This window comes from Massilia sp. TWP1-3-3, from assembly GCF_049897805.1.
In the GTDB taxonomy this organism is placed as follows: Bacteria; Pseudomonadota; Gammaproteobacteria; order Burkholderiales; family Burkholderiaceae_D; genus Telluria_A.
Genome location: NZ_JAFCWX010000016.1, coordinates 128,846 through 144,279 on the forward strand (window position 1 = coordinate 128,846; position 15,434 = coordinate 144,279).

At 63.8% G+C, this 15,434-nt stretch carries 4 protein-coding genes; all 4 read right to left on the minus strand.

Going from position 1 to position 15,434, the window contains the following annotated elements; all coding sequences use genetic code 11:
• Positions 1-573: 573 nt before the first annotated feature.
• Positions 574-11,412, minus strand: a complete 10,839-nt coding sequence (locus ACP7D4_RS16905) for an LEPR-XLL domain-containing protein (RefSeq protein ID WP_426210262.1) — start codon at positions 11,410-11,412, stop codon at positions 574-576.
• 378 nt (positions 11,413-11,790) lie between these two features.
• Entirely contained in the window at positions 11,791-12,204 is a 414-nt protein-coding gene (locus tag ACP7D4_RS16910; RefSeq protein WP_426210264.1) for a BLUF domain-containing protein, read from the minus strand.
• 177 nt (positions 12,205-12,381) lie between these two features.
• Positions 12,382-14,136 (minus strand): putative bifunctional diguanylate cyclase/phosphodiesterase, encoded by a 1,755-nt coding sequence (locus ACP7D4_RS16915; RefSeq protein ID WP_426210266.1) that lies wholly within the window; start codon positions 14,134-14,136, stop codon positions 12,382-12,384.
• 86 nt (positions 14,137-14,222) lie between these two features.
• The gene (locus ACP7D4_RS16920; protein WP_426210268.1) at positions 14,223-15,095 is read right to left on the minus strand and encodes a sensor histidine kinase; all 873 of its coding nucleotides are present in this window, start codon (positions 15,093-15,095) and stop codon (positions 14,223-14,225) included.
• Positions 15,096-15,434: the final 339 nt, after the last annotated feature.

The following is a 15,434-nucleotide window of genomic DNA, read 5'->3' on the forward strand; positions in this document are numbered from 1 at the left end:
AAGGTTAGATCAAGGGGTCGATCTTACCGGAGATACGAGGTAGAAATGTTACTCAAATTAAATATAAATTAATCTGGAACACGGGCGAGGGTCAGGAGCACGGCCACAGGAAAAACGTCAGCGAAAATATGTATTTACGTGCGTTCCCGCTATGGCGATCGTGCTTGTAACGGAGACGGAAATGGCGTTCGTTTCGCCATCTTGGCGAGCGCTTTTTTGTGTCTTTTTGAACGTGGCGGCGCCATGAAAAAGTTTCTCATGTATCAGCGCATTTTTGCGAAAAGCAATAAGTTTTTGACAACTTCAACCCGATTTTGCCTGAAAATTTAGCAATATAGATGTCAGAATTTCATTAAGCCCCGGCATCGACCGACACAATATGGGCTGTACTACAGGCGCGCGCAAGCCGGCCGGCATCCGCAAAGGATGCCGGTCTGGACCAGACAGATGTAAGTACGGGAAGAGCGCCCGGGTCGTGTATTTCCGGTTCAGGCGGGCTGACCAGCCACCAGGCAAGTCAACGACGCCGTGTGCAAAAAAGCCACACCTCAGTGTATTGACCGCTGGCGCTTTTTACACCACCAGGTCCTCCAGCCAATAGTCGAATGTCTGCTGCAAGCTGGCCGCCGCGCTGCCATGTGCCTGCAAACCGAGCGCGGCGGCATCGATACCGTCGATACCGTCGATACCGGACCACGACATTTGGTCGCCGCTTGCTTGAACCGACATCGCCCCGGCAAGATAGCGCTCTACATCACTGTGACTGTTGGCCGCCGGTGTTGCGCCGTAGGAGAATGGCGAGAGCGCGCCGCCAGCGAGCACTGGTGCAGCGCTTGTCGCCACCGCGCGTGGCGTCGGATCCACCGTATTGCGCACCACAGGGCCGATACCGACCGCCTGCTCGTACATCGTCGCGCCATCGAGCACATAGAAATGGGTGCGGCCGTCCAGGCCCGTATCCTGCAATTCGATGCCGGTGCGGGCGGCCAGGTAAATGGCCGGGGACTGCACTTCAATCGGGTTGCCCGTTCCTACTGGCGCGCCGTAGCCGTACAGCGACACGGTCGCAGCGACCACGTTGACGGCATTGTCGCCGTTGACGTCGACGATGCCGCCGCTGGTGCTGCGCAGCACCACATGCTGGGCATTGACTTGCGCCACACCCAATGTGCCCGCCGCGTTCAACACCACCGCCGCGCTCGACGTCACCGCCGTGCCGGCATCCATCGCGATCGCGCCCGCGCCGCTGTAGATCACCACGTCGCCCGCGCTGGCAGCCACACTGTCGTGCAGCACAACGCCGTTGCGCCCGTCAAGCACGATGCTCGATGCCTGAAGGCTGCCGGCGCCCTGCGCGAGCGTGATGCTGGTGCCGAACACCTTGACCGGCGCGGCCGTGATGGCGCCCAGGTCGATTGGTGCGAGCGTGACGTTGCCGGCACCCACAGCCGCGTGGCCGTCGCTGCCCTGCACGCCGATCACCAGGCTGTCGGCGCTCGACAGGTGCGCCAGCATGCCGGCGCTGATATTGAAGGCGCCGGCAGCAGCGCCGCCGACCACGATGTCGCGCGCCATGTCGCTCGGACGCAGCAGCACGTTGGCCGCACCGTTGACGTCGCCGTTGAGCGTGAGGGTATTGGCCTGCACGATGAACTGGCCGTCGACAGCATGCAGCACGACGTCGCCGATGATCACTTCACTCGCGCCGCGAATCACCAGCGAACCGCTTTCCAGCGTCAGCAGGCTGTCAAAGCGCACCACGCCGGTGGCGTTAATGACAACGTCGCCGTTGACCGTCACCGCGTCGGCAAAGCTGACGTCAACCGCGCCATTGATGGTGAGCGAGGCCAGCGCCGTGGTGGCGCCGATCGGGCCGCCAAAGACGATGCTGTCGCCGCCCGCGGCCAGCGTCAGGCGGTCGTTGCCGGTGGCGCCATCGATGTTCTCGTTGAACAGCATGTCGCCGCCTTCGAGCGCGCCGTTACCGGACGTTACCGTCACCACGCCGACGATCGTTACCGCAGCGCGTGCTTCGAGCGAATCGGCCGTCAGCTGGCCTTCGACACTGATCACGCTGCCAGGACCGGACACATTCAAGACCAGGCCATCGCGGAACACGACCGGAACGGTGCGGCCATCGATGTCGATGTCCTGCCCCGGCGCCAGCGAACCGGCGCCGATGACAACGTCGTCAAAGCCGCCCTTCAGGTTAGCCAGCGACGCGCTGTCCAGGTACAGCTGGCCGGCAGCATCAACTGCTGCGCCGCCGATCTGGATGCCCAGTGCCGGGTTGGAAGGCATGATCAAGAGCTTGCCGCCCGCGCCAACCAGCGGCTGGTTCACGACAAAGGTGTCGCCCACCACGCTCACGTCACGTCCGGCAGGCGAGGCAAGTGGCACATCGAAGACGATCGCGCCGCTGCTCGCCGCGAGCGCAATACTGCCCGCCGGCGCCGTGACGCCAACGAGCGCGCCATCGAAGACGGCGCTTGCGCCGCCGCCGCCGTTAACGCGGTTCACGCTCACCGAAACGCCGGCCGCGTTCACCGCCAGGCCATTGGTATCGATGAGAGCAACGTCGCCGCTGCCCGCAAACGCGGCCAATACGTCCACGGCTGTTTCAATTGGATTGGCCACGCTTCCGATGGCCGCACCGGCAACCATGCGCAAACCTGCCGCCTGCACCTTGACGAATTGCGCCTCCGATCCGTTCTGGCCATCGCTGATGGCGTTGGCGGCCACCAGACTGACGCTGCCGGTCCCGGCGACAATGGCGCCAAGCGAAATGTCATGCGCGTGCAACGCAACGTTGCCGTTATTGGTGCTTGTACTGGCCGCACCGGTCATGCCGATAGCGCCGGGGGCGACCAGGTCGATGGTCTTGCCTTGTCCAAGCGTGGTGATGGCGGCACTTTGGGCCACCGACGAACCGGCGTTCAGGGAGATGCTTCCGCCGTTACTGAGCACGCTGGCATGCACCAGAATCGCTCCGCCTGCCTCGAGCAGCAGATTGCCGCCGACTGCAGCGCTGGCGTGCACGTCGATATCCTGCGCCGCGCCAAACACCGCGTAGCCTGCGACCGTCACGCCGGCATTGACGGCGATGGTCGCGCCCGCGTGCAGCAGCAGCGCGCCGCCGACGGCGAGAGTCGCATGCAAGTCTACATCCTGCGCTGCATTGAAGCTGGCATTGCCCGCCACCGTAACGCCGGAATGGGTGACGAGGGCAGCGCCAGCCCGCAGCACCACGGCGCCGGCTACTGTGACAGCGCCGTCGACACTGAGTTCGTTCGCCGCGCTCAATGCAACGTCGCCTGCCACGGTGACGCCGCCGGCAGCCAGCGCCAGCGAACTGGTGTCGGCCAGGTACAAGCCGCCCTGGCCAATATGAGCGACCAGGTTGACAATCTCGGTGCCGAGCGCATTGGCGCTGCTGCCCGCTGCGGTTGCATTGATCGTCAGGCTACTGGCCATAACGCCGACATCGGCCACTGCTCCAGCCGTATCGGCCAACACGCCGCCGGCGCTCAGGCTGACAGCGCCCCAGCCGCCCTGCCCGGCCTTTGCGCCGCTTGCGCGTTCAACAGCGCTGCGCGCGTCGAGCAGGCCGAGGGTAATCTGGCCAAGCGCGCTGTAGGTGATCGCGCCGCGATCCGTGCTGCTCGCTGCTGCCGGCGCCATGGTGATGTCGCCAGTGGCGACCAGCACAATGCTGCCTGCGATGCCGGTGGTGCTGATCTGCGCTGCCTGCGCAATGCTGCCCGCAGCCAGTTCAATACCGCCGGCGGAAGTCAGGCCAGAGAGCGCCAGATCGGTGACAACGCTGGTGCTGCCGTCGACCGCCAGGCGGCTGACCGCAACCGGGCCGACGCTGCCAATGGCGATGGCACCAATGCCGTCCACATACAGGCTGCCGGCTACCTGCGCGGCCAGCGTCGTTACCGCTACCTGCAGGTGGGCGCCGGTGGTTCCGGCGCCGCCTGTCGCTTCCAGACGCAGCGAACGGGCTACGACATCGGTGTCGCCGGCGCCGCTGTCGACAATCGATGCGGCCAACAGGCTCACGTCAAGGGCGCTGGAGATGCTGCCCAGCGCCAGCGCGCCGCCGGCGGCATAACGCACATTGCCAACTGCGGTGGTGGTGACGCCGTCATCCATGTTGATGGCGCCGCCGGATGACAGCGACACCGTGTTGGCGCTGCCGATGTTTGCCTTCTGGGCGATGGCGCCGGAAGCGGACAGCGTGACCGAACCCAAGGCCGTGCTGATGGCGTTATTGACGGTGATGTTGCCCGCAGTCGCCTGCAGCAAGATGCTGCCCGCCGCCGAGACGTTGTCGCTGACGACCAGCGCGCCGCCGGTGACCAGCACCAGGTCGCCGCCGGCGGCCAGGTTGGCCTGGGCCGCATTGACCGTGGCTGCTACGACGCCGCGCCCGTCAACGCGGTTCACCTGCACGCTGACCGTATCGACAGTCACGCCGTCCGTCTCGCGCAGGTAGATGGCGCCGCCCGCTTGCGCGGACAGCGTCGTCACCGTGGTGTCGAGTGCGTTGGCGGCAGCGCCGATGGCGTTGCCGGCCACCAGTTGCAGGCTGCCCGCAAAGATGCCCGACTCATTGGCGCCGTCAATCACACTGGCACCTGCCACCACGCGCACACCTGCCGTGCCGGCCGAGATGATCGCGACCGTCACGTTGTTGCCCGCTTGCGCAGCGATGTTGCCGCTGCTGCTTGCCAGACCCGTGCCGGCGGCCATGCCAATGTCGCGCACGGCCAGCAGGTCCACGGTCTTGCCCGCACCGGTGCTGACGATGTTGGCATTCTGGACGATGTCGCGCCCCGCGTTCAGGCTCACATTGCCCGCACTGGTCAGCGCGGCGCCGGCGACGATGTCGGAGGCAGCCTGCAACAGCAGGTTGCCTGCTGCGCTCACGCCCAAGTAATCCGCATCGCCGTCGGTAATGGTGATGCTGCCGGTACTGGCGACCAGCACCACGTTGCCTGCCGAGACCAGGTCCGAGAACCCGGCGTCGGTCACGCTGGCGATGCTGCCGTCGGCGTTCACGCGCGTTACGCCTATGTCGGCCACGGAACCAATGACGATGCCGTTGACCGCGTCCAGATAAACGCCGCCCACGCCAGCGCTTGATACCGTCAGCGTGCCGACGTTAAGCTGCAGGTGCGAACCGGCCAGGCCCGCGCCAGTGTTGCCGGTGCTGGCCGTGGCCAGGCGCAACTGCGATGCCGTGACGTCGGTTTCCACGTTGCCTGCGTCGGTGATGCTGCCCGCGATGAGGCTCACCTTGCCCGTGGTGCTGACCGCACCCAGCGTCATGACGGTGCCTGCAGCCACGCGGATATTGGCGTTGCCGCTGATGCGGGTGCCATTGTCCATTGCAATGCTGCCGCTCGCTGCCAGGTCAATGCTGCCGCTGCCCGCCACGCCAATGTCGGCATGCTGCACGATGGTGCCGCTGGAAGCGAGCGAGATTGCGCCGCCCGTGCTGGTGATGGCGCTGTTGACAACCAGGCCACCGGTGGACGACTGCAGCAGTACATTGCCTGCGGCGAGAACCGTGTCGCTGATCGCAAGGCTGCCCGCGTTCGAGACCAGGACGATATCGCCACCGGATTGCAGGTTGCTCTGGGCAGCATTGACGGTAGCTACCGCCGCGCCGCTGGCGCCCACCCGATTAGCCTGGATTGTCAAGGTATCGACGATCAAGGCATTCGTTTCGCTAACGTACATGCCGAGCGCGCCGGCTTGCGCCGTCAAGGTGCCGACGGTGGTTTCAAGATGATTGCCGCCGCTGCCGATGGCGCCACCAGCACGCAGCTGCAAGCCATTGGCGAGGATATCGGCTTCGGTGTCGCCGGCGGCGTCGCCGTCGAGAATGCTGCCGGCGACGGCGCGCAGGCTCACGCTTGCCGTGCCCGCGCTGATTGACTCAATGGTGGCGTCCAGGCCCGCCTGCAGCACGATGTTGCCACCGTTGGAAGACAGCAAGCTACCCTGCGCCATGACCACGTTGCGCGCGGCGACCAGGTCAAGCGTCTTGCCAGTGCCGATGGCGGCAATTGCGCCGGCCTGCGCAATATCGCGACCGGCTGCAAGACTCAGGTTGCCAGCGCTGCTAAGCAGCGCGCCGTTGATCAGCAAGTCCGAATTTGCCCCTGCCGCTTTCAGCAGCAAATTGCCGACGGCGCTGACCGCATAGGTGGCCAGCGAGCTGTTGACGGTGATGCTTGCACCGCCGGCCAGAACCAGGTTCCCGCCCGATACCAGATCGGCCAAGGCCGCATCAGTCAGCGTGCTGCTGGTGCCATCGACAGCCAGACGGCTGACGGACATGGCGGCAACGCTGCCAATGATGATGCCGTCTGTTTCGTCGAGATAGATGCCTCCGGCTCCCGCCACATTGGCGGCAAGCGTGGCGACGGCGCTCTGCAGATGGGCAGCGCCCGTGCCGGCGCCTTCGCCGGCGCCGGTGCCGGTGGTGGCCAGGCGCAGGCTGCCCGCAGTCACGTCGATGTCGGCGGCGCCACTGTCGATGATGCTCGAGCCCTGCACACTGGCATTGGCCGCGCTGATGGCGCCCAGCGCCAGCACGCCGCCGGCGACGTAACGCACGTTCCCCGTTGCGCTGGTGATGACACCATCGTCCATGCTGATGGCACCGCCGGCGGTGATGTCGACACTGGCCGCGCTGCTGATTGCCGCCTTTTGGGTGATTGCACCCGCCGCCGACAGCGAGACCGAACCTGCGAGGGTAGTGATCGCGTTGTTCACGGTGATGCCCCCAAGGCTCGCCTTGAGCAGGATGCTGCCCGCGACGGAACTGACCTCATCGCTGACCAGCAGATCGCCCGTATTCGTCACCAGCACCACGTTGCCGGTGGCGCTGAGGTTGGACTGGGCGGCGTTGACGCTTTGCGCTGCGGCCCCCGTGGCGCTCACCCGGCTGACCTGGATGCTGACCGTGTCGACCGTGACGCCGTCGGTGTCAAACAGGTACAAGCCCGCCGCGCCGGCGCGTGCCGACAGGACCGCGACGGTGGTTTCAAGCGCATTGTTGCCGCTGCCGATCGCGTTGCCTGCAAAAAGCTGCAAGGCGCCTGCGGTGAGATCGGCTTGCGTGTCGCCGGCGCTGTCGCCGTCGATGATGTCGTTGCCGGCAATGACGCGCACGGCCCCGCTGCCCGCAGCGATCGATTCAATCGTCGCGTCCACGCCCGCACTGACCGACACATTGCCATTGGTGCTGGCCAGCGTGCTGCCATTTGCCTGGACCACGTTGCGCGATGCAAGCAGCTCGATGCTCGCGCCCGCGCCGGCAGAAGCGATGGCTCCCACCTGCACAATATCGCGAGCGGCCACAAGACTGGTGCCGGCGCTGTTGTTGACCAGGGACCCGCCAAGCGTGATGTCGACGCCGGCCGCGAGCAGCAGATTGCCGCCGGCGCTGATCGCGCCGTTGATCCCGGTGACGATACTGCCTGCCGCCGCCTGCAGTACCAGTGCTGCGCTGCTGGCCAGGTTGACCTGTACGGCGTCGGTCACGGAAGAACCGGCGATGCTGCCGTCGGCCAGTACGCGGTTGACGGTAACGGCGGCGGTCTGGTCGATGATGATGTTGCTCGCCTCGCCAATGTACATGCCCGCCGCAGCTGCCGACATGCGCAGCGCTTCAACTTCCAGCGCCTCGCTGCCGGCGCCGATGGCTGCCACGGCATTCAAGCGAAGCTCGCCTGCGTAGATGTTGGTCGCAGTGTCGCCGGCAAGGTCGGCGATGGCGCCGCCCGCAACCACGCTGACCGATCCCCAGCCAGCTTGCGCGCCGAGCAGGCCGTCGCTGCGATTGGCGGCGCTGCGCGCGTCGAGCACGCCGAGCGTGATGCCGGTTGCCGCCTTGTAGCGGATATTGCCGGCGTTGGTCTGGGCCAGGCCGCCATTGGCCATGACGATCGCCCCCGCAGTCGATTCGACGTCGATCGTGCCGCCGCTGGTGCTCAAGCGTCCAAGCCCGGTCTGTACGATGTTGTTCGTGGCCAGAACGGTGATGCTGCCGCTGCCGTTGCCGATGCTGGCATTGAGCGTGAGCGCGCCGGCGACATCGATCCTGACATTGCCGCTGCCGGCGTTGATGTTACTGTCGATGACCAGGTTGCCGGTGGCCGAAATGTTCGTGCCCGCCCCGCCACCGGTGTTCAAGCCCGTGATCGCCAGGTCGGTCACCGGCGCGCTCGCGCCGGACAGATCGACGCGGTTGACCGAAACCGGACCGACAGTGCCAACGGCCACGCCATCGCGCTCGGCCAGGTAGGCGTTGCCGCTTGCCGCCACCGCCATGACCGACACTTGCGTCTCGATGGCGCTGCCTGCGGCGCCAATGCCGGCGCCGGCCTGCAAGCGCAAGCCGTAGGCCGCCAGGTTCACGCCGGCCGGTGCTGCCAGGTCGTCGTCCTGCGCGTCCGTGATGGCGGCGCCGGCATTGATGCTGATGGTGCCGCCGCTGCCGCTGGTGCCGGCGTTGACCACGCCCACGCTGACACTGCCGGCGACAGCCTCCAGGCGCACATTGCCATTATTGGTTTGCAGCTGCGCTTGCGCTTCCATGCTGATCGCGTCCGCTGCCGACAGGTCGAGCGTCTGGCCGGCCTTGAGTGTTTCCAGCCGCGGCCCGCCGACGCCCAGGTTATCGATGACGATGCTGTCGGCCGCGACGATACTGATGCTGCCGTTGGTGGACGTCAGATCGGCGCGCAGCTCGACGTTCGCTGATGTGGCTTCGCCCGTTTCGCCGGAGCGCAGCAGCAAGTTGCCGACAGCGCCAGTGCTGCGCACCGCGCCAGACACGGTCAGTGCGCCGTTGGCGGTGGTGATGCTGGCGTTGCCGCTGGTCCCGCCCAGGTCGATGGCAAAGCTGCCTGCGCTGCCAAGGCGCAGCGCGGTGGCTTCCTGGATGAACAGGCCGCCGCTGACGGTGTTGGCGGCCGACAGGCCGGCCACCTGGGTTTGCAGGGCCAGGCCGGCGCCGGCGCCAATGCCGGTGGTGGCGGCCAGCGTTGCCTGTGCCGTGTCGCCGTCCAGGTTGGGCCCGGCGCCGGTCAGCACGTCGACGATTGCGCCATTTCGCGCCGTGAGGATCATCGCGCCATCAGCTTCAATGATCGACAGCGCAATGCCGGTGCCGGCCAGCAGGTTGACGGCGCCCGAGTCGAGCGCGTTTTGCGACGTGATCTTTTTGCCGTCGGCCATGGCGATTGCCGTGGCAGCACGCACGCTGACCAGGCCGCCGGCCGAACTGACGTTTCCACCCAGGCTGATATTGGCCAGGCTGGAAACGAGGCTGATGGCGCCACCGCTGGAGGCAATCACGCCGTCGTTGATTGCGTCATCCAGCGTCGACAGTGCACCGGACGCGTAGAGGTTGATGCTGCCGCTGGTGGTGGTGACGACGTCGTTGACCAGCAGCGCCTTGGCGCTGCCTGCCACGGCAAGGGTAAGGTCGCCGGTGCCGCTGGCGACCACGCCGCTGCCGCTCGCCAGCACCGTCATGGCCCCGCTGGCGGTGCGGATGTCGATGGCGCCGGAGCCGGCCACATTCGACTGGTTGACAAGCGTCAGCAGCAAGTCGCCGCCGAGCGCGGTTTCGTGAATCACGATGTCGCCGCTGGCGCCGGTATTCTGGGCGCTGACCGAGCCAAGTTCCGTGTACACAAGGCTGATGCCAAGCGCCGCATGGGCGTCCAGGCTGGCGCCGCGCAGTGCCTCGCCGCCCACGCCATCGTCCAGGAAGTCAACCTGCGCAATGGCGCCGGAGGCTGAGTACAGGGTGATGTTTTGCAGCGTGCCGTTGCGCGCTTCGACCTGGTTGTAGATCGCAATGTCGCCCACGGCATCAAGCTTGATGGTGCCGGAAACGAGCAGCGTGTAGTTCAGCGTTGGCGAACTGAAGTCCTCGACGGCGATGCTGGCGCCGTAGACTTCGACGTTGTCGCGCAGCGTAGGCTGCTCGACCGCGCCGATGGCGCCGATGCGCACTGCGCCCGCACCTGCCGTGGCGTGCCCCGCCGTCTGATGGCCGATGATGATCTTGCTGAAGCCGTCGGCAAAGGTCGCGATCTCGTTGTTGTCGATATTGAGCGTATCGGCGGTATTCCCGTTTGGCGGCGAACCGAGTTCAATCGCCAGCCCGACCGTGGTTGGGCGCAAGGTCATCGTGCCGGTGCCTACGACTGATTCGCCGCCGCCCGAAAAGGTGACTTCGTTCGCTTCAATGAACAGGTCGCCGCCGCCCGAGAGCACCACGCCGCCCTGGAAGATGACCTGGGTCGCGCCAAAGATGGAGAAGTCGCCGCCATTGGTGAGCGTGACGGACTTGGCGAACGTGACCACGCCTGAGGCGTTGATGATGAAGTCGCCATTGATGATGACGGACTCGCTGAACGTGACGTCGTTCGGCGTATCGATGGTGCCGGCTACGTCAACCCCTTCGATGGTCAAGCCAGCCAAACCGCCCGCCCCCAGGCTGGCGCCGCCCACATTGCCGCCGATGGTGATATTGCCCGGCGCGCGCAGGATGGCGCTGTCGGGCGAGCCGTCCAGGTTGCCCTGGAAAATATGGGTCGCATTAAAGCCCAGGTGAATATTGCCGGTGCCGTCGCTGCCTGCCGTGAGGGAGATGCCAAGGCCGTCAAAACGCACCGAATCGTTGACCAGGATGTCGTCGGTGCTCACGACATTGGCCGCGAACGTGCTGGTATGGCCCGAACCGTCGATCACCAGCGAGGAACCGTTGTTCAGGTTCAGATCGGCATTGATGAAAATTTCACCGCCCAGCTGCGGATTGATCAGGTGCAAGGTATCGTTGAGCGTGACGGCGTCGGTGGCGCCGGCTTGGCCGATATAGATCAGATGGTGACCGTCAATGCTGCCAAGGACGATTTCACCGACACCTTCCTGGCGCTGGCCAAGCGCGGCGCTGTCGAGCTGCATGTCTGCGCCGGTCCCCGTCCAGGCGCCGTTCGCCAGCACAATCGTGCCGCCAGCGTCGAGCGGAACGAACGATAAAGCACCACCTGGCACCCGCGCCAGCACGGAGCTGTCCAAGACAGCAGCAACGCTTGCGCCGCTTTGCACCAGCATGGCCAAATCGAGCAAGTGAGTGTCGACTGCGCCCTGCTGCGGCGCGCCCATGGCCGGCGGCGTGCCGCCGTCCGGGGCCTGGGTTGTCTGGTAGGCGTCGATTGCGACGTGATCGGGACTGGTCTCCCCTGGCAAAATTATATGCACCAGGCCAATGATGGGATCGGCGGACAGCAAGACCCGTGATTCGAGCGCTTCAACGCGAAAAGCATCGCGAACTGTGGAAACTTTTTGCTTGATGCGCTTGTTCTTGCTGAACATTGATTGCTTTCATATATGGGCCGCTACTGAATCCGGAGCCGCTATCGCTTCAGGGCGTCGCTTGGTCAATTTTTCGGCGCAGCTGCGCAAGCTCGGCATGAGGTCGAAATAGTAACGGAAAAAGGGGGATACAAAAGTTACCCAGACTAAATAAAGCTTAATCTGTGGACAGAAGAGCGGGGCCGGTCCACGTGTCAACACAACGACAAGTGTTAACCGGACGCAATTTCGAGGGGACGTTGCAACGAAACCTGTACCAAAAAGCTGAGCGCGACCGCCAGCAATATGGTCGTAAAGGCAACGCAGTCGCCGCACTACAACTGAACGCGAGCCTCTACTCCCCTCCGTCTTGTGCAGTGGTGCGACGGCAGCAGTCGTTCAGCTCTTGAACAACTTTAGCAGTGTTACCGCGGGCGAAGCCGATCCGATCTTGCGGTTTGTTTGCGCCGCTTCGATGACTTCGACCAGTTCGTCGTATTTGTCGGCTTGTCTGTCGTCGAGATTGGTCATATTCATATTCCAGCGCGGGAAAGTACGAAAAGTTGCTGGCTCGTTGTAAATCACCCGAGAATTCTTGTGGCGGGGGTCAAGTTCAATTTTTTTGTAGAGCTTAGCCAGCGACAATGCCGGCCCTTCCAGCACTTGCAAAAACCAACCGCCGTTATAAAACAAACTGCCCGTCACGTCCAACGGTTCGTTATTTGCTTTGGCAGTTTTCTGGATTGCATACAGATCCTCAGCGGACATTTTGCGTGTAGCCTGGCTGAGATAGATTAGTTGATTAATTGACATTATTTTTTCCCTTGTTGTGACATGCGCAGGCCGGTGTGTTCAGCAAGCGAGGATTGCCAGCGGCAATACTTTGCCAAGTGCAGATAATACTATTAGGAAATAAAACTTGTCGCAAGGCGTGTTTGCTGCGCGCAATAACTTGCGCACAAGGTGTTGTCACGACGAGACAGTACCCCGCTACGCGCGCTGATCCGTACGCAACAGTTCGGCAAACGCATCAGCACACACCGCTTTGCTAAAGTAATACCCTTGCATCTCATCACACTGGTTGACGCGCAAATAGTCCAGCTGTTCAACCGTCTCCACCCCTTCGGCAACAACCTTCAATTTCAGCGTATGGGCCAATGCAATGATTGCGGCAACGATGGCGTCACCGTCGCCTGAACCGATATCGGATACAAAACTGCGGTCGATCTTCAAGACATCAATGGGCAGGCGCCTCAGATAGGCCAGGCTGGAGTAGCCGGTGCCAAAATCGTCGACGGCAATACGCACGCCGAGTTGCTTGAGCGCGCCGAGCACGCCAATGCCGCGCTCAACGTCGTTCATGACCAGGCTCTCGGTCAGCTCAAGCTCGAGGTCGCCAGGTGACAGGCCGATCTCGGACAGGATGGCGGCAACCAATTCGGCCAGGTCGCCGAGCACGAACTGGCGGGCCGACAGATTGACGGCCACCCGTATGTGGCGCAAGCCCTCATGCTGCCACTGGCGATTCTGGACACAGGCCGTGCGCAACACCCAGTTGCCGATCGGGACAATCAAGCCGGTCTCCTCGGCAAGGCCGATGAACTCGAGCGGACCGAGCAAACCGCGTTCCGGGTGCTGCCAGCGCACCAGCGCCTCCATGCCGATGATGCGCCCAGTTGCCAGGTCAAGCTGGGGCTGATAATGCAGCACGAATTCATCGCGCTGGAGAGCCAGGCGCAAATCGGCTTCGGTACGAAGGCGCGCAAGGGCTTTCTGGTTCATTCCCGGCGTGTGGAAATGGAAGCGGTTGCCCCCTTCATTTTTAGCGTGAAACGCGGCGATATCGGCACGTTCAAGCAGGGAATCAACGTCGAGGCCGTCGTCGGGGTATCCCGCCACACCAATGCTGCAAGTCAGGACAACTTCCTGCCCCTCGTACCGAATGGCCGTGTTCACGACCGCCATGATCCGTTCAAGCGCGGCGTTGGCAAGCTGGTCCTCATTCTGTTCGGGCATCAGGATCGCAAACTCGTCGCTGCCCCAGCGCGCCGCGGTATCGCCGCCGCGAATGTCGCCGTGCAGACGCGCCGCGATGACCTTGAGGAACTTGTCGCCGCCGCCGTGACCAAAACTGTCGTTGATCGCCTTGAAGCGGTCCAGGCTAACGAAAGCGATCCAGATCCGGCTCCCATTACGGCGCGCTGCGGCAATTGCGTGCAGCAAACGGTCGCGCAGCAAGGCGCGATTCGGAAGCCCGGTCAATTCATCATGATGGGCCAGGTGCAGCAACTGCGCCTCGCGCTGCCGGGCTTCGGTAATGTCGTACTGGGAGGCGACGAAGTGGGACAGTACGCCGTCGGCGCTACGCACCGGTGCGACGAACAAGTGATTCCAGAACAGCGTGCCGTCCTTGCGGTAGTTGCGCAACACGGCATTGCCGGCCCGCTGTTCGCGCAGCGCAAGGCGAATCTCATCAATGCCAGCCTGGTTCCGGTCGTCGCCCTGCAAAAAATTACAGTTGCGCCCGACCACCTCGGCTGCAGTATAGCCGGTGATGCGCTCGAAAGCGGGATTGACGTACTCGATAATAAAGTGCGGCGCGACCGCGCGCGTAATGACCATCGCATTAGCGCTCGCTTCGAGCGCCGATTTGTACGCGGACAACTCCATCGCCATACGCCCAAGCGCAACAGAGGCTTCGCCCGGCGGCACGGCATGGGGCGGATAAACGGCATTGGTCAACATCGGGAATCTCGGAAAGGACGGATACGAAATATTGCTCTACATTAACATGAATTGCCAAGCGCCACCGACAAACCTCGGTCTCCATCTCACGCGACCGGCAGCGCCACGGTCACGCACAGACCACCGCATTCGCGGTTGCCGGCCTTGATGGCGCCGCCATGTGCCTCCACCACCCGCAGCGCGATCGCCAGCCCGAGTCCATGGCCATCCATATCGCTTGCCCCGGGATCGGACCGAAAAAGCGGCAGGAATATTGCCGACAGGTGTACGGCCGGTACGCCAGGACCATCGTCCAGCACGCTTATAACAAGCTTGTCGCCTTCGACGCGCAAATCGATTCCTACCGTGCCGCCAGGCGAGCTGTGCTTGATCGCGTTGCGGACCACGTTGTCGATGGCCCGGCAGAGCAAGTCGGGCGCCCCCCGCACCTTGGCGCTGGGGCAGCCGGTGATGCTGACCTTGCATCCCTTGCTGACCGTTTCAAACAGGGCATCGGTCACGATCGCCGCGATCAGTTCAAGAACGAGCACTTCTTTGGCCACCGGCAGGTTGGTCGCGGTATCCAGGCGCGACAGGGTGAGCAGCTCACCGACCAGTTTTTCCATGCGCTCGCCTTCGCGTTCGATACGTTGCAGCCACTGCGCTTGTTTTTCCGGCTGCTGCTGCGCCAGGCCGAGCGCCGCGTGCAGCCTGGCGAGCGGTGCGCGCAGTTCGTGGGAAACGTCATGCAGCAGGCGCTGCCGGTTGTCCATCAACACGCGCAATTGCAGGCTCATGCGGTCAAATTCGCGCCCGAGCTCGAACAATTCATCGCCCCGAGCGCGCTGGTTCGCGCCAAAGCGCGCATTCAAGTCGCCCCCCGCTGCGGCCGCGAAGGCGGCGCGCAGCGCGCGGATGGGCCGCGCCGTATGCCACGCCAGCACAGCGGCCAACAGCAGACTGGCCAGGGTCGCCACCACCAGCGTAATATACGGAAGCCGGTGCCCTTCCTGCCGACGGCCGTCGCCTTGCTCCGGGTATCGACGCCGGGCGGCCCCGCGTAGGGACCGGCGCCGGCCTCGCGCGCATGGCCCCAGAGCCAGAAGGTCGCGCCAATCCCGATGGTGGCCAGGCACTGGGCCAGGAGGATGGCAAAGAAGAATTTCCCGAAGAGTCGGCCCATGTGGTTCCCCTGATGCGCTAGTGTAGTGCGTCATAAATAATAAGACTTATTATATATATGCATGTATCCTTGTCATATGGAGGGGAAATCATGCGTGTAGCGATGAAAGTTGAGTTGACGGAAGCGCAGCGTGGGG